We start from the raw sequence: 19079 nt of genomic DNA, 5'->3' as shown, positions 1-19079 counted from the left end.
GCCGATGGTTCTCCGCTTCACGGGGACCGGGAACATCGACCTCGGAGGGTCCGGAGAGATCGAGCTCCGGACGTCGGGAGACCCGAATGACGCGAAGCTGATCACGTGCGGCGGGGGGGGGCACCTTGGTGCAGGATTCGACGCACACGATTCGCGGACGGGGGACCGTGAACCCGCGTCTCACCAACTACGGCCTCGTCTCCGCCGATTCCCCGGGGCGATCGCTCGTCTTCTCGAGCGAGCCGAAGACCAACCACGCGACGTTCCAAGCGGTGGGCGGGGGGGTTCTCGTTCTCGGCGCGGGCCCCATCACGCAAGGGACCGGCGGGCGACCTAGCGGACGCTCAGGTCCGCGGATCCGCGGGAGGCAGCCTGATCCACGGCGCAGACCACACGATTCGAGGAGAAGGAACGGTCTCCGTGCTCCTCACGAACCACGACCTTGTCGTTGCGGACCGTGAAGGGAAGACGCTTCTCCTCGGCACGAACGCCAAGGCGAGCGATGGTGTCCTTCGCGCGGAAAACGGCGCCCTCCTCGATATCACCGCGACGCTGACGAGCACGGGGCTGGCAGAAGCGACGGGAGGCGGAACCCTTCGGGCCGGCAATCCGTCCGGCAACTACTCCGCGGGCACTCTCACCGGAGGCACCTGGCAAGTCTTCGAGACCAGCACGATGCAGCTCATCGGCGCGAACATCCAAACGCTCGCGGCGACGATCCTTCTGGACGGCATCGGCTCGAATCTCTACCGAGACAACGGGACGACCGACGCTCTCACGAATCTCTCTTCGATCACGGCGGACGGCCGACTCGAGATCCGCGGCGGGCGGGCGCTCGCGACGGGCGTGTCGCTCGCAAACGGCGGGGAGATCGCGATCGGCGCGGGAAGCGTCTTCGCCGTCGGCTCCGCCTACTCCCAAATGGAAACCGGGGAGTTCGCGCTCGAGATCGCGGGAACGGACTCGACGGAGTATGGCCGCATGCGAGTTCCAGGGGCCGCGACGCTCTCCGGGAGACTCGTCATCGAGACCAGCGAGGGGTTCGAGCCGGAGGACGGGGACAGCTTCGCCGTGTTGACCTACGCGTCGCGCAGCGGCGCCTTCACCGAGATCGTCGCGGAGATCGATCCGGGCGAAACATGGGACACGGTTTATACACAAACGAAACTCCTGCTCATCTTCCGGCGGACAGAAACGGGGGTGGCGGAGCTTCCGGCGGACGAGGCCTCTCCCTCGACCGTTCGGTTCGGCGCTCGAACAGCCGGCGGCGGATCGATCGTGCTCGATCTCGCCCTCCCCTGGAGTGCGGAAGTGAGCGTCTCGATCTACGATCTCGCCGGACGGGAAATCGCGAGGCCGATCGAACGCGTTCTGTCGGTGGGCGAGCACGCGGTTCCGTGGGACGGAGAGAAGGATGGAGGCGGCCGGGCCGCATCGGGCGTCTACTTCGCCCTGGGGAGGATCCGGGCGACATCGGGAACGCTCGAACGGCGGGCGCACTTCGTCTTCATCCGGTAGTGATCGGCGGGAGGCTTACAGCCGGGCGGGTCCATCCGGCGAACGAAGAAGGCTCCCGGAGCGTTCGCTCCGAGCCCGGCGCTTTCGATCGGGTCCCGAGCCTCGCGCGACCGCGCGAATCAGCAGAGGCCCTGGCTCCCTCTCCTCGCTGCTTGAGCGGGGCGTCCCCCTGATGTCTTGCCCCGGCGGCCTCAAGGCGGTGGGGAAGACGCCCGAGGACCTGATGTCCGGCGTTCGCCTCGCCGACGAGAACACCTTCTTCTCGTTCACGAAGGGCCGGCTAGATCCAGGCTAGCCGGCCGGGAACGAGAGCGCGGCCGCGTCCACCGACGCGACGAGCGGGCAAAGTGCCCTCCACGCCCGCGCCACGTCTTGAGAAGCAAGGCGAGCGCGCCCGCCTCCCCTGTCCGCCTGCGGAAATCGTGCGTATAGTCTAATCGGGCGGCGGGGGGAGCGAGGGGTTCCGCCCGGCGCCCAACTCGTTTCTTTACAGGGGCTTTGGCCCCAAGGGAGGCTCGGGGATGTCGAGAAGAAAGGCATCGGCCGTTTTGGCGGCTCTCCTCCTCCTCTTCCTCGCGGCGAACCCGGCGGAGGGGTTCATTCGGCTTCCGCCGGGTCCGGGACCGACGCCGGTCTTCGATCCGACGAACGGCGACACGGACCCGGACGACTTCCCGGTGACGGCGCCGAGCGGTCCGACGGCGGAATTCGAGTCGACGGCCGAGGCCACGAGATCCGTGCGGACGTTCGCGCGGGTCCTTTGGATCGTCGCCGGATTTCTGCCGCGGTAGGTTCGCTCAAGAGGCCGAGGAGGAAGAGGATGCGCTTCGAGGAGCCGTTTCGCCTGAAGCGAAATCTGCACGAGATCCGCGAGATGCTCGGCATCCCGCCGGAGACGTCTCCTCGCGCGCTCTCCGACGACCTCGGCTCGATTTACTTCTCAACGAATCGATACAAGGAAGCGATCGAAGAGTTCCGGCGCGCGCTCGAGGGAGCCGAAGGAATGACGCGCGAGGCGCGGGCCGAGGTTCGCGAGAAGCTCGCCTGGTGTTTCTTCTGGACCGGAGGAATCGACGAGGCGTCGGCCCTCGCCGCCGAGGCAAAGCGAAGCGATGGGGTCCGCCCGGGCGCGCTTGTTCTCGATGGACGGATCGCGCTCGAGCGCGGGGATCTGGGCGCGGCTCGCCGGAAAGCGGACGCGGGCCTCGCCGCCGCCGAGAGGGAAGACCGGCGCGAGTGGGTCGGCCCCGCGCGATCTCTTCTTGGCGTCGTCGCGCAGCGCGAGGGGCTCGCCGCGGAGGCGCGCGATCACTTCGAGGAGGCGATGCTCGCCTATCGGATCGCCGGCGATGCGGAGGGAGAATGCCGGACGCTCATCCACCTCGGCACGCTTGCCAAGTCGGAGTGCCTCTGGACGGAGGCCTTCCGGCATCTCGATCGGGCGCGGCGTCGGGCGGAGGACGCGGGCTTTCTCTACCTCTACGGTTCGGCGAGCCTGAACCGCGGCAACCTCGCGTATCGGCTCGGGCTCGCCGTGGAAGCGGAAGCGGGGACGCGCGAGGCGCTCCGCGTCTTCTCCGAGATCGGCTACGAGCTCGGGAGCGCGCGGGCGCTGATCGCGCTTGCTCGGCTCGCGCTCGATGGCGCGCGCACGAGCGAGTTTCGCGAGCGAATGGAAGCCGCCGAGGCGATCTGCGCGGACAATCGCTTTCCACGTGAACGGATTTTGATTGAAGAGCTTCGCGCCGCGGATGAGGAGCGGCGAGGATTTCGCTCGCGCGCGGAAGAGCGCCTCCAGGACGCCCTCACCCTCGCGCGCGCCGTCGCGCCGGGCGGCGACGCCGCGGTGACCGTCGCTCTCGAACTTGCCGATCTTCTCCTTCGACGGGGCGCCGCCGAGGAGGCGGAGCGCCTCGCGCTCGAGCTCACCGGAACACTCGCGGCGCTCGGCGATCCGTCGCTCGAAGGGCGGCAGAGGCGAGTTCTCGCGGAGGCGGCGCTCGCGCGCGGCGACTGGCGGAGAGGCCGCGAGGAGATCGCGGAGGGGATTCGCTTCTTCGAGCGGATCGGCTACAAGCGAGATCTTGCCCGGGCGTTCGTCGTCGCGGGCCGTATCGAGGCAGGCCGGGGAGGCCGAGGCTCGACGGAACGGGCGCTCGCGCATCTCCTCGGCGCGAAGCGGATTTGGGAGGAGCTCGGAGAGGAAACGGAAGAAGCGCTCGTGTCGATCGATCTTGCGCGCGGTTGGATCGAGGTCGGCGCCTCCGCGGAGGCGCGCGCCGTGCTCGCCCGCGCGAACGATGTGCTCGCCCGCGCGGGGAACCCGGAGAAAACCGCGGAGGTCCGCGCGCTTCTCGCTCGTTTGGAACCCGTGCCCGCGGCGCCCGGCTCTCCGTTCGAAAAGATCATCACGCGCGATCCGGCGACGATCGAGACCCTCCGCATCGCGGAGCGCGTGAGCCGCTTCCCGGTGTCCGTGCTCATCGAGGGGGAGACGGGGACCGGAAAGCAGCTCCTCGCCCGCGCGATCCACGAGTCGAGCCCGCGCGCGGGGAAGCCGTTCGTGACGGTGAACTGCGCCTCGCTCCCGGAGCAACTGCTCGAGTCGGAGCTCTTCGGATACGTGAAAGGAGCGTTCACCGGCGCTGTCGAGGACCGCAAAGGGCTCTTCGATGAGGCGGATGGGGGAACGATCCTCCTCGACGAGATCGGCAAGGCGGGGCCTCACGTGCAGCGATCGCTTCTCCACGTGCTCGACGAGGGCGTGATCCGTCCGATCGGAAGCACGCGGAGGCGCGCGGTCGACGTGCGCGTCGTCTGCGCCACGTCGAACCTTTCGCTCCGGCGCGACATCCACGAAGATCGATTCCTCAAGGATCTCTTCTATCGAATCAACGACATTGTGCTCCGGCTTCCGCCGCTCAGAGAGCGGCGCGGGGACGTCGCGATTCTCGGCGCGCACTTCCTCGAGCGGTTCCGGAGAGAGCTTGGGCGCCCGTCGATCCTTCTCGCGCCGGAGGTCGAGCGTCTCTTCGAACAGTACGCGTGGCCGGGGAACGTGCGCGAGCTCGAGAAGGCGATCCTCCGCGCGGTCCTTCTCGCGCCGGGCGACCGGATCGAGATCGAGCACCTCCCGTCGGATCTCGTCTTCGAAGGGGATCCGGCGCGGTCCTCGGACGGGAAGGACACGCCGGCGGCTCTTCGGGACGAGATCGAGGCGCTCGAAAAGCGGCGCGTGGCCGATGTCCTCGAACGGCTCGGCTGGAACCGGAGCCGCGCGGCGCGCGAGCTGGGTCTCTCCCTTCGCGGTCTCCGCAACAAGATCCGGCGCTACGACCTCACCGAGAAGCCGGAGAAGCCGGCCTCCTCGACCATCCCATCCCGGCGCTCACGACGCTAGGACCGCCCTGTGGGCACCCTCGGCCGGGAACTTCGTTTCCATCTGGCAACCGGTTGTTCCGTAGATAGTTAAGCGAAACGTACGCGACACGGCCGGAAACCGGGTTCCCTGCTCGTGGAGAATGATCTCGCCCGCCCGCTCTTTCGTCTTGCCTCGATTCTAACGAAACTCCTTGCGAGACAATTCGTTGCGAGTCTGGACAGAACCGGCGCGAGGTCGGGCCCGCCATTTGCTCTTCTGAACGCCCAGCCGGCGGTTTCCGTCTCTTGGAATAGGGGCCGAGGGGCGGAAGAGCCCACGTCTCGAGCCATGATTCGGTCTTGAAGGGATGGGCGGAGCGGGCGCGCGAAGCCCGTCCTGGTTCGGTTCGGGCCGAGACGATCGTTCCTTGAGGGCGGGCACCGCACGGTCGACCGCGAACGACGCCGGACCTCCCGGATGCGGCGAGCCGGCCGATCCCGAGTCCGTGGCTTGCAGGGGGAGCCTAGGAAGCGGGATCCAACCCGGGACTCCGGGTCGTCGGTCGACCGATGCGGGCCCGTCCTTGCTTTCTTCTCCTTCCTTCGCACGCTCGTCTTCTTTCTCGCACCAGATCGAGGGGACGCTTCCCGCCCGCGCCGCATCTGCTATTCTCGGGAGCGAGCGGACGCGGAGGCATCTTCTTGAAGGTGAAACGGAAGAAGGCGAAGGCCGGATCCCGGCGCGTGACGGCGATCGCGATCCTTCTCTTCGCGGCTCTCGCCGTCCGGCTCATCTATCTTTGGGAGTCGGCGCGGAACCCGTTCTTCGGCCAGCCGATCATCGACGCCGCCGAGTACTTTGGTTGGGCGCGGGCGATCGCGGACGGCGAGTGGCTCTGGACGCGCGTCCACATCCACGGACCGGTCTATCCCTATCTCCTCGCGCTCCTTCTCCGCGCCGGCGCGTCGTACGGCTGGATCTGTCTCGCCCAGCATCTCCTCGGCGTCGCGATCCTGTTTCTTCTGTACGATGCCGGGAGGCTCATCGGCGGCCGATCGACCGGACTCGTCGCCGCCGCGCTCGCGGCTCTCTACCCGCGGTTTCTATTCCTCGAGGGGCTTCTGCTCGCGGAGACGCTCGTCGTCTTCCTGAACTTGCTCCTCTTGCGCGTCGCGCTCGGCCTCGCGCGCCGCGGCGTGCGGCCGCGCGCGTGGATGATCGTCGGGGCGCTCGCGGGTCTCTCCGCGATCACGCGCCCCACGATCCTCGCCGCCCTTCCGGTTCTCCTCTATTGGGCGTTCCGTTCCGGTCCGAGGGAAGCGGCGCCGCGCCGCGCGCTCTTCGTGCTCCTCGGGACCGTGCTTCTCGTCGCGCCGGTCTTCTTCCGAAACGCTGCGATCGGGGATCCGGTCCTCATCCAAGCGAACGGCGGGATGAACTTCTACATCGGGAACCGGGCGGGCGCGGACGGTCTCGCGTCGATCGCTCCGGGGTATGAGTGGAAGGCGATCGAACGACTCGCGACCGACGCCGGCGCGTTTCGAGAGGTCGATCGGGACCGCTTCTATTATGGAAAAGCGTTTGCGGAGATGGGGAAGGAGCCGATCCGAGCGGCCGCGCGCGCGGCGAAGCGTTTCTTGCTTTTCTGGGGCGGGTGGGAGGTCGAGATCAGCCACGACTTCGACTTCTTCCGCGAGAGGTCCGCCGTCCTCAAGATGCTCTTTCTTCCGGCGGCGGTTCTCGCTCCTCTCGCGCTCTTCGGCGTGCTTGTCGCGCTCCGCGCGAGCTGGACTCGGAACCTCCCTCTTCTCTTCCTTCTCTCCTATCTTCTCGCGATCCTTCCGTTCCCGTTCGCGTCTCGATACCGGATGCCGGTCTTTCCCGTGCATCTTCTCTTCGCGGCCGGCGCGGTTCTTCATCTCGCGGAGAGGGCGCGGTCGCGTGCGCGGTTCGGGAAAGCAGCCGCCGCGCTCGCCGCGCTCGTTCTGGTTCTCAACTTCACGCCTCTCTCCGTGCCGCGGGAGAGCGTGGTCCGCGCGCATCTTCATCTCGGGAAGATCCTTTATGACCGAGGGGATCCGCGCGCCGCGCTCGCGGAGTACGATCGCGCGCTCGAGCGCGATCCGGAGAGCGCGGACGTCTGGAACAACGTGGGCCTTGCGCGCGAGGCGCTCGGCGACACGGAGGGAGCGCTTCAAGCGTACCGGCGGGCGGTCCGTTCCGCGCCCCATCACGCGAAGGCGCGAGCCAACCTCGCCGGGATCTACTTCAACAGCGGAGCGATCGATTCGGCTCTCGTCGAGATGAAACGGGCCATCGAGGCGGAGCCGAGAAACCCGGACTTCCTGAACAACCTGGGTGCGCTTCTCATGCACAAGAACATGCTGCGGGAAGCGCTGGAGGTTCTGGAGACGGGGGTGAGCTTCGCCCCGGACAATCGCCCGCTTCTCTACAACCTCGGGCGCGCATACGAGCGGGCTCATCGGTTCGAGGAAGCCGAAGCGGCCTTCCGGCGTCTCATCGCGCTCGGAGAGACGAAAGAGGTTCGCCTGCAGCTCGGATACGTCGCCGAGAAGATGGGGAGACCGGAGACGGCGCTCGTCGAGTACAGACGTGCGCTCATGCTCGATCCGGACTATCCGGACGGAATGAAAAGTCTGGGCGTCTTTCTTCTCGGGACGGGAAACGAGGAGGAGGCGTTTCGCCTGCTTGAGACGTACCTCGAGCGAAGGCCGTCGGACGGACGGATTCGCGAGCTTCTGCGAAGAGCGAAGCAACACTAGAAAGGGAACGCCGGCCGAGATCTGCGGCCGCAGCGGGAAACGCGCGCAGGATCTGGGCTACACGCTAACCGGTTCCTCTTCCTTCTCGCGAATCCACTCGTTGAGACGCGTCCGCTCGAACCGCCACTGGTTCATGATCTTCTTCGCAGGGAGGACGCCGGCGCGCGCGAGGCGGTAGACCGACTTCCGGCTGAGCCGGAGATAGTCGGCGACTTGTTCCGCGGTCAGTATCTCTCGATCCATACATCCCTCCTTGGTTGGCGAAGCCTTCACCTCCCTATCGGCACGCGGGGAGAAACGGCTTAGGGCGGTTCGGAACGCCCCTGATCGCCCTCCGGGGGAGCGCCGGGCGCCCCGATTCCGTCGTTGGACCGAGCGGCGCCCGATCTTATCTCGAATGAACGGACTCCGCGCGTTTTTCCCTCGTTCGGAAGCGAGCTCGAAAGCCGCGGCCGGTCGGGCGGCGCGGCGCCGTAGAGCTCTCACGTTCGGCGCGGCACATGCCGAAACTCCATAGAGAGCGAGCCTTTGCCGGAACGGGCAGCTTCATCCGGCAGCCGCGATCGTTCATACATGAAAACAGACGGAGGAGCGCTGCGGATGAACACGAACAACGAAATACGCATCGAAGCGCGGGGCATGCGTTGCCCGCGGCCGATCGTCGAGCTGGCCAAGGCGCGGCGCCAGGCGAAGCCGGGATCCGTCATCGTGATCACCGCGGACGATCTCGCGTTCGAGAGCGATGTCAAGGCCTGGTGCGAGACGACGCAGAACGAGCTCGCGCGCTTGGAGAGAGAGGGGAACGTCGTCGTTGCGACCATCCGTTTGATGGGAGGGTTCTAGCTTGGAAGCTCGGACGGTCGATCCTGCACGGATGAGTGACCTCGAGGCGAGAATCGCCGCTCTCGAAGAGAGCGCCCCGCGCCGCGAGACGGAGAAGAGCGACTCGGTTTCGATCGTCTGCTTCAGCGGCGAGTGGGACCGCTTGTTCGCCGTCTTCACGATCGCGAACGGCGCGCTCGCACTCGGGCAGGAAGTGCACCTCTTCTTCACGTTTTGGGCGACGGCCGCCCTCAGGGATGCGGAAAAGACGAGCGCGAACAAGCCGCTCATGAACCGCCTGCTCGGGAAGTTCCTTCCGTGCGGAGCCGGGCGGGCGCCTCTCTCGAGAATGAACTGGGGAGGCTTGGGAAAGCTCTTCCTCGGGTATCGCATGCGGAAGCACGGGATCGGAGATCTCGACGAGCTGATCGAAAAAGCCCGGGAGATGGGCGCCCATTTCCACCTCTGCGACACATCCGCCGCGCTTCTCGGCCTCGACTGCGACGAGCTCATCGGGGACGGGTGCGTCGATCCGTGCGGCGTGGCGACGTTTCTCGGGAAGGCGATGAAAGGGCGGATGGTTCTCTTTGTCTAGTTCGCGTCGGCGCCGGTCGGCGCGGGCGTGAAGGGGAGGATGATGACGAACGAACAGAACGCAGTGGTCGTTCTCACGACCGGAAAGCAAGATCGAGGGACGCGCGCCACGCTCGCGCTCTCCTGGGCATGCTCCACCCTCGCGCTCGGCAGGAAGACCTCGATCTTCCTCACGATGGACGGAACGGTCTGGGCGATGGACGGCGCGATGAAGGGGATCCAGGTGGAGGGGTTCGAGCCGCTCGTGAGCTATCTTGAACAGTTCCGTTCGCTCGGAGGCCGGGTTCTCGTGTGCGCTCCTTGTACCAAATACTATTGCAGTATAAATGGAAACAAGACGAACGGACGTCTGTTGGACGGCGCCCAGCTGGTCGGTCTGGCCACTGTGGTCTCCGATCTCGGCCCGAACTCGATTGTGGTGACGTTCTAGCCTCGGGGGAAAGCATGGAAGACCGGACCCTGCCGAATCGCCCCGAGGACCGCGAGGCGGTCAACGAGCGGCTCGCGCTGGCGAACGTAGAGGCGGCGGAGCTTGTCGCCGAGCTCGAGGCAAAAAGCGAGGAGCTCATGAGGGCGAACCACCGGCTTGCCGAGGCGAACGTGCGGTCTGCGGAGCTCGTCGCCGAGCTCGAAGAGCGGAGCGAGGAACTCCATCGGGCGAACGAGAAGCTGGCGCGCGCGAACGCGATCTCGGCCGAGCTGGTGGCGGAGCTGCAGGCGCGGCGCGAGGAGCTCGAGTGGGCGAACACGAACCTCCGGCGGGCCGGCGAGGAGAAGAAGAGGATTCTCGGCGTCGCCGCGCACGATCTTCGCGGCGGAATCGGCGGCATCCACAATCTCGCCACGCTGCTCGCGGAGTCGATCGCCGGAGCAGCGGGGGAAGTCGCGCAGCATGTCGCGCTCCTTCGCGAGGAGAGCGGGCGTCTTCTCCGCCTGCTCGAGAGCATTCTCGAGGAGGCGAGAACCGGCGCGGGCAAGCTCGAGATCCAGCGCGTTCCGACCGATCTCGGCCTCCTCGTGCGCGAGGCGACTCGATTCCACGAGGGGAACGCGCATGGAAAAGGACAGCTCCTCGTCGCGGACGTTCCGGATCCGGCCCCCGTGGTCGAGGCGGACAGCCTTCGGATTCGGCAGGTTCTCGATAACCTCGTGTCGAACGCGATCAAGTACGCGCCGGGCTCGACGCGGATCACGGTTCGCGTGAGCGAAACGGGAAACGAGGCGCTCGTCTCCGTTCTGGACGAAGGCCCCGGGCTCAGCGATGAAGACCTCCAAAAGGCGTTCGGCGAGTTCTGCCGCCTTTCGGCCAAGCCGACCGGCGGCGAGGAGAGCCACGGCCTCGGGCTCGCCATCGCGCGAAGGATCGTCGAGGCGCACGAGGGGAGAATCTGGGCGGAGAACCGCGAGGACGCGAGAGGCGCTCACTTCGGTTTCGCTCTCTCCCGCGAGGGAGCGGAGATCAGTGCGCTCCGCATTCTCGTGGTCGATGACGGTTCAATCAACCGATCGATCGCGAAGAAGTTCCTCGAGAAGGCGGGCCACTCCGTCGATGTCGCGTCGGATGGAAGGGAAGCGATCGCGTGCTTGTCGCGCGAACGGTACGATCTCGTGTTGATGGACGTCGAGATGCCCGGGACGAGCGGGCTCGACGCCACCGTGGAGATCCGCTCCTCGGAAGACCCCGAGCGCCGGATCCCGATCATCGCGCTCACCGGCCACGCCGACAAGGAAAGCCGCGAGGCGTGTCTACGCGCGGGAATGAACGACGTCGTCGTGAAGCCCTTCGATCCGAAGACTCTGCGGCTCGCGGTGAACCGCTGGGCGCGAAAGAGCGGTCCTTCCCATTGATCCTTCTCCCTCTCGGAGAAACCGTTTGCGAACGGCCTCGTTCTCGTGGAAGATGAACAGTGCGTTCGTCTTCATCCGAAGGAGGTCCTTGCCGTGCATCCTCGATCGCTGATCGCTCTTCTCGTCGCGGTCCTCGTCGCGGTCTTGATCGCGTTTCTCTTCGCGTCCCGAGCATCCCGTTCCCCCTCCTCCGCGGGGCAGGGACAAGAGGCGACCTCCGGCGCTTCCCGCGCCTCGGAGACGCCGGTGCGCACGGTCATTCTCGATGTCGAGGGGATGCACTGCGCCAGTTGTGTGCGGAGGGTGACCGAGTTTCTCGAGAAAACGCCCGGGGTCGTTTCGGCGAAGGTGAGCCTGGAAGAGAAGAGCGCCCGCGTGGACCTCTCGACGAACGATCCGATCGAGGACGCGTTGGTGGAGGCGGTCGTCGCGGCCGGCTATCGGGCCACACCGCGCGCGCAGTAGGAACGTAACGGCGCCGATCAGTATTTCTTTCCCGCCGCGTACTCCGCGATTCCCCAAAGCACGCCGAGATTCACCGCGACCACGTCCAGGTGAAGGAAGAACGCGCCGAGAAGTCCGGCGCGCGCGCCCTGGCTTTCCGCGAGGCTTCTGATCCAGTCGCGGTTGAGAAGGAGAACGAGAGCGGGCGGGAAGAGAAGCGCCGCGAAGATCTCCCCTGCGGCGAGAAGGGGAGGCGCGATCCACGGAGCAAGGCACGAAACGAGAAACGAGGTCGGGATCGACGAGTAGTTCCCCTTGAGGATCCGACGGAAGCGATCGCGGATCTGGACCTTCGTCATGCCGACCGTCCGCCGGAAGTCGGTGCGGAACATGCCGGAAAGATCGTATCGCTTGATGTGTCGAAACTCCATCTCCGGAACGACCGCGATCCGGCATCCGGCGTCGGTGAGCCGCTTCCCGAGATCCGAGTCCTCGATGTTCGGCGTGCGGTAGTTCGGGTCGAAGCCTCCCGCCTGCTCGAATGGTTCTCGGCGAATCGCGACCGCGCTCGAATAGAGGACCGCCAGGCGCTCGGCCCTCTTCTTGTACGTGTAGTGGAGCCAGTAGTTCTTATAAACGCTCGCCGCGTTCGGGAACGGGGAGACCGCCGACTGAAGCCCGACGGCGACCGAGACACCCGGGTCGGCGAGGGCGTCCGCCGCCGCCCGAACGGCGTTCGGCTCGAGCACGACGTCCGCGTCGACAAAGAGAAGGATCTCCCCTCGCGCTGCCGCCGCGCCGGTGTTTCTCGCGCGTGCGACCCCTCCGGGGGGCTCGGAGGGGAGGATGCGCGCGGGGAATCGCCGCGCGATCTCCATGGAGCGGTCGGAGCATCCATCGTCGACGACGATCACCTCGTCCGGCGGTGTGCTTGATGCATAAATCGAACGGAGAGTCTCCTCGATCGTCGCCCCGGCGTCTCTCACCGGAATGATCGCCGCGATCGATCGTCCGCTCATCGGCCCCTCCCCTCCCGGCCGCCGGGCTCCCGGGCGAGAGCTTGCTCGAGGAACGGACGGACGAGCGGGTCGCGCGCCGCCCACTCGCGCACGGGAGCGCCGTCGATCGCGAGCGCTTCGGCGATCGCGTGAAGGGCCGCCTGGGATTCGCCTCGCGCCGCCGCATCCCTCGCGGCAAGCGAGAGCTCCGCCGCGCGCGCGATTCGATCGTTCTTCCAGGCGGCCGCCGGAAGCCCGGGGAGAGCGCGCGCCGCCTCCTCCGTGGTGCGCGCCGCCTCGGGAATCTTCCCGCGGCGGAACTGGAGATCGGCGAGGTTCGCCCGCGCGTGGATCGACGCAGGGTCGAGGCGGATCGCGCGAAGGTACGCTTCTTCGGCTTCGTCCTCGCGGCCGACAAGGGCGAGCGTGTAGGCGAGGTTATTGAACGCTCCCGCGTAGGACGTGTCCGCGCGGGTCGCCTCGCGGATCGCGTCGACCGCCACGTCCGGTCGGCCCGCCTCGCGGAGCGCGTTCCCGAGGTTATTCCACGCTCCGGCGAAAGCGGGCATGGCCTCGGCCGCGCCTCGGAACGCCTCCGCGGCCTCCTCGAAGCGCCCGGCTCGATAGTGGAGAAGCCCAAGGTTCATGCCGGCGTCGACGTGGCCGGGAGCGAGGCGAAGCGCCTCGCGGAAGAGGTCCTCAGCGCGCTGTCGGTCCCCGGCCTCGGCGTAGGCCCTGCCGAGGATGACCGTGGAGCGAACCTCGCTCGTCCCGCGTCCTTCGTAGAGGTTGAGGTGGATCGGGATCGCGAGGAGAGCCGCCGCCGCCGCGACGCCGGCGAACGAACGCCATCGGGCGGCGCGCGCATCGCGTGCGAGCCGCGCGATCGCGATCGCGGCGAGGATCGCGAGCGCGGGGACCGCGGTTTGGCGGTAGCGCGCGCACACGAAGAACGCGATGACGGAGGCGGCGTTCGCGAGGACGAAGAGGACGAGAAGATACGCCCGCCTTCGGTCGCGGGGAATTGAGAGGGCGCCCACGATCGCGAGCGGGAGGAGAAGCCCGAAGGGGAATGGTCCCGCGCGAAGGACCGCGTACAGCCTGCGGTCGAACTCGTAGTTCACGTCGAGCGGGATTTCGTACGCATTCATATAGAGAGCGATTTTTCGCGCGAGGAGGCCGAAGAAACGCCCCGGGTTCTCCCGGATGAAATCGAAGCTCTTCGCATACCAATAAGAAGAGATCTCGGAAGCCGAGAGCCTTCGCCCGAGATCTTTCTCCGCGAGCCGCCTGGAATCGTAGATGTCGATCGCCTCGGGAGTTCCCCCGAACTCGGGGGGCGGGACATAGACCCCGCGCGTGTAGGGGTTGTTGCCGAGATAGAAGCTGACCCCCCCGTGGGAGGAGATCGGGATGATCTCCTTGGAAGCGCGATAGTTGTGGAGTGTGGAGGGGAGGAGGGCGAGCGCGAACCCGGCCAGGAAGAGCGGGAGGCGCGCGCGACTCGCCTTCTCCGCGGCGAGAACCCAGAGAAGCGCAAACGGCATAAAAAACAAAAGGTTGGGGCGAGCGACCGCCCCGATCCCGAGGACGAGCCCGGCGGGGAAGAGGCCCTTCCCTTCCCTCTCGAGGGATCTCAAGAGAAGATGAAGGCTGAGAAGGCCGAGGAAGACCCCGAGGGAGGAAGCGAGCACCTGTCCTTCAAAATAGATGAAGGGAACGTATCCGAGAGCGAGAACGTACGCGACAACCGAGGTCGCCCGGCCGAGAAGGCGCCTCGCCACGAGGAAGACCAGCACGGCGGAGGCCGCCCCGACGAAATGCTGGATCAGACGCACAATCAATAAGTTATGCCCGACGAGCTGGAAGAGGCTGCCGAGCAGGTAGGGATAGAGCGGGGCCATGTGGAACGGCTCGTTGCGGAGCCACTTCCCGGACGCGATCTCCCGCCCCCATTCGTCGTACGACTTGGCATCCAGATAGAGGTGGTCGAAGAGAGGGGAACTCGTTGCCTCGGAAAGAAATAGGAGGCGCGGAAGCAGGGCGGCCGTGAAGAGGACGAGAAGAAAGCGGCGGTGCCCCATACCAAAGGCTCGCGCCCGCATCCCGATTTCATTCAAGAGGTTAGCCCCTCCCAAGAAGGCCTCGCGCGCGGCGAGACCCCTCGCCTCGCGGGGACGCGGGTGGAAAAGCTCTTTGACTATGGCAGAGGGACCGGTATCATGGCAAGGCGGTCCGGGAGCGGTGACGGGTTTCGTTCGCCGGATCCCCGTCTCCCCGGCGGGGCGAAAGATGAAAAAGAACGAAAGCCGTTGTATTTTCATTGACACCCTCGGGCGCGGGTGGTAGCTTGTAAGTTCTGTCTTTGCAGGTGCATCTCCTGTCGAGGTTCAACTGCTGGCGTAGCTCAATTGGTAGAGCGTCTCATTTGTAATGAGGTGGTTGGGGGTTCGATTCCTCTCGCCAGCTCCAAAGATGAGCGCGGAGATTGTCGAGCCGGTTAGCAAGCGGCGGAGAAGAAAGAGTCAGGACGTGGGGAGGTTCCCGAGCGGTCAAAGGGAACAGACTGTAAATCTGTCGGCGAAGCCTTCGGAGGTTCGAATCCTCCCCTCCCCATTCTTTATGGATAGAGGATTTTCTCGGGTCTTGCGGCGCGACGGCGGATGAGATGACGGGCGCGCGCAGCCCGACTGCGTCCCGGACGACGCGGTGTCGGGAACGCCCTGGAGGAGAGACCGAAGTCGATCCGCGCGAGACAACCGAGGTCGCTCGGATTGTGCGGGAATAGCTCAGCTGGCTAGAGCATCAGCCTTCCAAGCTGAGGGTCGCGGGTTCGAATCCCGTTTCCCGCTCCAGAAGTGTCGGCCGGCGACGCGGTCCGGACGTCGACGGAGGAGCGAGAGAAAAGGCGGTCTTGCGGTAACGCGGGAAGCCCACGTAGCTCAGTCGGTAGAGCAATTGCATGGTAAGCAATAGGTCACCAGTTCAATTCTGGTCGTGGGCTCCACCTCTCTCCGTGGACCCGCACCTCGCCGCCCGTGTTGGCTAGAAGGAGCGAAACAGATGGCGAAGGAGAAATTCGAACGAACGAAGCCGCATGTGAACGTGGGGACGATCGGCCACGTCGACCACGGAAAGACCACGCTCACTTCGGCGATCACCAAGGTGCAGGCGCTGAAGAAGCTGGCCGACGCGATCACCTATGATCAGGTGGCGAAAGCTTCGGAAGCGCACGGGCGCCGCGATGCGACGAAGATTCTGACCATCGCAACCGCGCACGTGGAGTACCAGACCGTGAAGCGGCACTACGCGCACGTCGACTGCCCCGGCCACGCGGACTACGTGAAGAACATGGTCACCGGCGCGGCGCAGATGGACGGCGCGATTCTCGTCGTCGACGCGGCGGACGGCCCGATGCCGCAGACGCGCGAGCACGTGCTCCTCGCGCGCCAGGTAAACGTGCCCTACATCGTCGTCTTCCTGAACAAGGTCGATACGGTGGACGATCCGGAGCTTCTCGACCTCGTCGAGCTCGAGGTGCGCGAGCTGCTCAGCAAGTACGAGTTCCCGGGCGATGCGACTCCCGTCATCCGGGGCTCCGCGCTGCTCGCGATGAACAGCCCCGAGGATCCAGCCGCGACGAAGTGCATCCAGGAGCTGATGGACGCCATCGACACGTTCATTCCCGATCCGGTGCGCGACGTCGACAAGCCGTTCCTCATGCCGATTGAGGACGTGTTCAGCATCACGGGCCGCGGAACGGTTGGAACCGGCCGAGTCGAGAGGGGCCGCGTGAAAGTCGGCGATAAAGTGCAGCGCATCGGCATCAAGGAGACCAAGGACACGGTCGTGACGGGCGTCGAGATGTTCCGCAAGCTGCTCGACGATGCGCAGGCCGGGGACAACATCGGCCTCCTTCTCCGCGGGGTCGAGAAGGAAGAGCTCGAGCGCGGAATGGTGATCGCGGCTCCCGGATCGGTCACGCCGCACACCAAGTTCCGCGGCGAGGTTTACATCTTGAAGAAAGATGAAGGCGGCCGGCACACGCCGTTCTTTGACGGCTACCGCCCGCAGTTCTACTTCCGGACGACCGATGTGACCGGCACCGCGCGGCTTCCGGAAGGCCGCGAGATGGTCATGCCCGGAGACAACGTCGAGATCAACGTCGAGCTGCACACGCCGATCGCCATGGAGAAGGCGCTCCGTTTCGCGATCCGCGAGGGCGGGCGCACCGTGGGCGCGGGCGTGATCGCGGAGGTCATCGAGTAGCGGAAGCGACGGCCCGCTCGCGGGCCGAGACGAAGGACGAAGGGGGGAGCGCGCCGCTCTCCCGTCTGGAAGGTCCAAGGAGAGCGCACAGGTGTGTAGCTCAATTGGTAGAGCACCGGTCTCCAAAACCGGGGGTTGCGGGTTCGATCCCTGCCACACCTGCGGCCCTCTTCTCCGCGAACCGAAGGGGATCGAAGGATGAATGAGGAGTCCACCGGGGTCGTCCAACGACTGATCCGGTTTCTGCGCGAGGTATGGATCGAGCTCCAGAAGGTCGCGTGGCCCAGTTGGGAGGAGCTCAAAGGTTCGACGGGAGTGGTGATCGTCGCGGTCATTCTCATTTCCGTCTTCATCGGGGTCGTGGACGCCGGGCTCCTTCGACTAGTCCGGCTCGTGTTGCGATAAGGTCCTCTCGTGTCGAGGAAGGTCATGGGAGAAGAGGTGAGGGAAGAAAGCGCGGGCGCCCCGGGAACGACTCCGGAGACTCCGCCGACCGACGAGAGCGCGCACTCCCCGGACGAAGCGGCCGTGGAGAGCGCCGAGGTCCGTCCTCCGTCCGATGAGACGGTCTCGGAGGAGAGCGTCGAGAGCGCGGCCGCTTCCGGCGATCGTTCGGAGAAGCCGCACGCCGAAGAGGGCGATCGCGAGGAGGGCGAGGAAGAGGACCGCTTGCGCTGGTACGTCGTCCACACGAGCGCGGGCCACGAGGAGAAAGCCGCGAGCAACATTGAACGAGCGGTGAAGCAGGCCGGATTGCAGGAGCAGGTTCCGCGGGTTCTCGTTCCGACCGAGAAGGTGGCGGAAATGAGAAACGGGAAGAAGACGATCACGGATCGGAAGTTCTTCCCGAGCTACGTTCTCGTGAGGATGGAGATGTCCGACGAGACCTGGCGCGTGATCTCGAACACGCCCGGCGTCACGCGGTTCGTCGGAGTCGGCGCCAAGCCGCAGCCGATCTCGGACGAAGAGATCGAGAGGATTCTCGGAAGGGTCGAGGGGACGAAGGAGAAGCCGACGCCGACGATTCCCTATCACGTGGGCGAGCACGTGAAGGTGACCGACGGTCCCTTCACCGAGTTCACGGGCGTGGTGGACGAGATTCAGCCGGACCGGGGAAAGCTGAAGGTCATGGTCTCGATCTTCGGCCGGCCGGTTCCCGTCGAGTTGGACTTTTTGCAGGTAAAGAGCTTGTAGAGCGCGGGAGCGCCCACGAGCGCGGGAAAGAACAATGGCCGCACCGAAGAAGAAAGTACAGGCGATCGTTAAGCTGCAGATCCCGGCCGGCAACGCGACTCCGGCTCCCCCGGTCGGGCCGGCTCTCGGCCAGCAGGGCGTCAACATCATGGAGTTCTGCAAGGCCTTCAACGCGCGCACGCAGAAGGACCAGGGGCTCATCATCCCCGCGGTCATCACCGTGTACGCGGACCGGTCGTTCACCTTCATCACGAAGTCCCCGCCCGCGGCGGTTCTTCTGAAGAGGGCGGCCGGAATCCCGAAGGCGTCCGGCGAGCCGAACCGCAACAAGGTTGGAAAGGTGACGAAGAAGCAGGTCCGCGAGATCGCCGATCTCAAGAAAGAGGATCTGAACGCCAACGACACCGAAATGGCCATGCGCATGATCGAAGGGACCGCCCGAAGCATGGGAATCGAAGTCGAGGGCTAGTTTCCGGATCGCGGGTGCGATTTCCGGATGCCGGCCGCGACCGGGCGGGAGATCAGAGGTGCACAGATGAAGGTTGGGAAGCGTTATCGGGCCGCAAGCGAGAAGGTGGACCGGATGACCCGGTATCCGCTGGATTCCGCGATCGACCTTGTGAAGGGCGGGGCGAGCGCGAAGTTCGACGAGACGGTCGAGCTCGCGGCGAATCTCGGCGTCGATCCCCGCCACTCCGAGCAGCAGATCCGCGGGACGATCGTCCTTCCGCACGGAACGGGAAAGAGCGTTCGCGTGCTCGTCGTCGCGAAGGGCGAGAAGGAAAAGGAAGCCGCGGATGCGGGAGCCGATTTCGTCGGTTCCGCCGAATACGTGGAGAAGATCCAAGGCGGATGGACCGAGTTCGACGCGATGATCGCGACGCCCGACATGATGAAGGAAGTGGGGAAGCTCGGGAAGATTCTCGGGCCGCGCGGCCTGATGCCCAACCCCAAGAGCGGAACCGTCACGTTCGACGTCGGGCGCGCGGTGCGCGAAGTGAAGGCGGGGCGCATCCAGTACCGCACCGACAAGACGGGGAACATCCACGTGCCGGTCGGGAAGGTCTCGTTCGGCAAGGACCAACTCGCGGAGAACATCCGGACCGTGATCACGGAAATCCAGCGATCCAAGCCGGCCTCCGCGAAGGGGACGTATTGGAAGAGCCTCACGATTTCGTCCACGATGGGGCCGGGCGTGCGCGTCGACGTCCAGGCCGAGCTCCTGCGCGGATGATCGGGGGAGGGATC

General features: G+C 65.8%; 17 protein-coding genes and 5 tRNA genes. 19 read left to right on the top strand and 3 right to left on the bottom strand.

Going from position 1 to position 19079, the window contains the following annotated elements; translation table 11 throughout:
- Positions 1-420 precede the first annotated feature (420 nt).
- The 4 genes from FJY73_04245 (at position 421) to FJY73_04230 (ending at position 7662) form a co-directional block, all read left to right on the top strand.
- Positions 421-1518: a hypothetical protein gene (locus FJY73_04245; protein MBM3319866.1), complete on the top strand. Its 1098-nt coding sequence runs from the start codon at positions 421-423 to the stop codon at positions 1516-1518.
- A gap of 521 nt (positions 1519-2039) precedes the next feature.
- A complete protein-coding gene (locus FJY73_04240; GenBank protein ID MBM3319865.1) occupies positions 2040-2309 on the top strand; it encodes a hypothetical protein in 270 nt (89 codons plus the stop codon).
- Positions 2310-2338: 29 nt separating this feature from the next.
- On the top strand, positions 2339-4918 hold the full coding sequence (locus tag FJY73_04235; protein ID MBM3319864.1) for a sigma 54-interacting transcriptional regulator: 2580 nt from the start codon (positions 2339-2341) through the stop codon (positions 4916-4918).
- A gap of 662 nt (positions 4919-5580) precedes the next feature.
- A complete protein-coding gene (locus FJY73_04230) occupies positions 5581-7662 on the top strand; it encodes a tetratricopeptide repeat protein (GenBank protein MBM3319863.1) in 2082 nt (693 codons plus the stop codon).
- Between the two features lie 57 nt (positions 7663-7719).
- Here the strand turns inward: FJY73_04230 and FJY73_04225 are convergent, their stop codons facing one another.
- Complete coding sequence (locus FJY73_04225; protein MBM3319862.1) at positions 7720-7905, bottom strand: helix-turn-helix domain-containing protein; 186 nt, start codon at positions 7903-7905, stop codon at positions 7720-7722.
- Between the two features lie 357 nt (positions 7906-8262).
- Here FJY73_04225 and FJY73_04220 point away from each other — a divergent pair, with 357 nt between their 5' ends.
- From FJY73_04220 to FJY73_04200, 5 genes are all read left to right on the top strand, one after another.
- The gene (locus FJY73_04220) at positions 8263-8505 is read left to right on the top strand and encodes a sulfurtransferase TusA family protein (GenBank protein MBM3319861.1); all 243 of its coding nucleotides are present in this window, start codon (positions 8263-8265) and stop codon (positions 8503-8505) included.
- A 31-nt stretch (positions 8506-8536) separates the two neighbouring features.
- Positions 8537-9079 carry a DsrE/DsrF/DrsH-like family protein gene (locus FJY73_04215; GenBank protein MBM3319860.1) on the top strand — a complete coding sequence of 181 codons (543 nt, stop codon included), beginning with the start codon at positions 8537-8539 and terminating at the stop codon, positions 9077-9079.
- A gap of 39 nt (positions 9080-9118) precedes the next feature.
- Entirely contained in the window at positions 9119-9508 is a 390-nt protein-coding gene (locus FJY73_04210; protein ID MBM3319859.1) for a DsrE family protein, read from the top strand.
- Between the two features lie 14 nt (positions 9509-9522).
- A complete protein-coding gene (locus FJY73_04205; GenBank protein MBM3319858.1) occupies positions 9523-10926 on the top strand; it encodes a response regulator in 1404 nt (467 codons plus the stop codon).
- A gap of 93 nt (positions 10927-11019) precedes the next feature.
- Positions 11020-11391: a heavy-metal-associated domain-containing protein gene (locus FJY73_04200; protein MBM3319857.1), complete on the top strand. Its 372-nt coding sequence runs from the start codon at positions 11020-11022 to the stop codon at positions 11389-11391.
- 17 nt (positions 11392-11408) lie between these two features.
- On the opposite strand, the gene FJY73_04195 is transcribed toward FJY73_04200, so the two are convergent.
- Together FJY73_04195 and FJY73_04190 are read right to left on the bottom strand one after the other, a co-directional pair.
- Entirely contained in the window at positions 11409-12389 is a 981-nt protein-coding gene (locus FJY73_04195; GenBank protein MBM3319856.1) for a glycosyltransferase family 2 protein, read from the bottom strand.
- Complete coding sequence (locus tag FJY73_04190; GenBank protein MBM3319855.1) at positions 12386-14488, bottom strand: tetratricopeptide repeat protein; 2103 nt, start codon at positions 14486-14488, stop codon at positions 12386-12388. Before FJY73_04190 ends, FJY73_04195 begins: the two co-directional genes overlap by 4 nt.
- Positions 14489-14764: 276 nt before the next feature.
- Between FJY73_04190 and FJY73_04185 the strand changes: the two genes are divergently transcribed.
- From FJY73_04185 to FJY73_04140, 10 genes are all read left to right on the top strand, one after another.
- Positions 14765-14840 (top strand) — tRNA-Thr (locus FJY73_04185).
- A gap of 62 nt (positions 14841-14902) precedes the next feature.
- A tRNA-Tyr gene (locus FJY73_04180) sits at positions 14903-14984 on the top strand.
- Between the two features lie 162 nt (positions 14985-15146).
- Positions 15147-15223: transfer RNA gene (locus FJY73_04175), tRNA-Gly, on the top strand.
- A gap of 76 nt (positions 15224-15299) precedes the next feature.
- Positions 15300-15375: transfer RNA gene (locus tag FJY73_04170), tRNA-Thr, on the top strand.
- A gap of 56 nt (positions 15376-15431) precedes the next feature.
- The gene (gene tuf / locus FJY73_04165) at positions 15432-16637 is read left to right on the top strand and encodes an elongation factor Tu (protein MBM3319854.1); all 1206 of its coding nucleotides are present in this window, start codon (positions 15432-15434) and stop codon (positions 16635-16637) included.
- A gap of 89 nt (positions 16638-16726) precedes the next feature.
- Positions 16727-16799 (top strand) — tRNA-Trp (locus FJY73_04160).
- Between the two features lie 36 nt (positions 16800-16835).
- Positions 16836-17042, top strand: coding sequence for a preprotein translocase subunit SecE (secE, locus tag FJY73_04155; protein MBM3319853.1), 207 nt, complete (start codon positions 16836-16838; stop codon positions 17040-17042).
- A gap of 24 nt (positions 17043-17066) precedes the next feature.
- Entirely contained in the window at positions 17067-17831 is a 765-nt protein-coding gene (gene nusG, locus FJY73_04150; protein ID MBM3319852.1) for a transcription termination/antitermination factor NusG, read from the top strand.
- A gap of 34 nt (positions 17832-17865) precedes the next feature.
- Positions 17866-18300: a 50S ribosomal protein L11 gene (gene rplK / locus FJY73_04145; protein MBM3319851.1), complete on the top strand. Its 435-nt coding sequence runs from the start codon at positions 17866-17868 to the stop codon at positions 18298-18300.
- A 66-nt stretch (positions 18301-18366) separates the two neighbouring features.
- Positions 18367-19065 (top strand): 50S ribosomal protein L1, encoded by a 699-nt coding sequence (locus tag FJY73_04140; protein MBM3319850.1) that lies wholly within the window; start codon positions 18367-18369, stop codon positions 19063-19065.
- Positions 19066-19079 lie beyond the last annotated feature (14 nt).

Source organism: Candidatus Eisenbacteria bacterium, assembly GCA_016867715.1.
Lineage (GTDB): Bacteria > Orphanbacterota > Orphanbacteria > Orphanbacterales > Orphanbacteraceae > VGIW01.
Note: the sequence above shows the minus strand (reverse complement) of the source record. Positions and strands in the feature narration are given on the sequence as shown.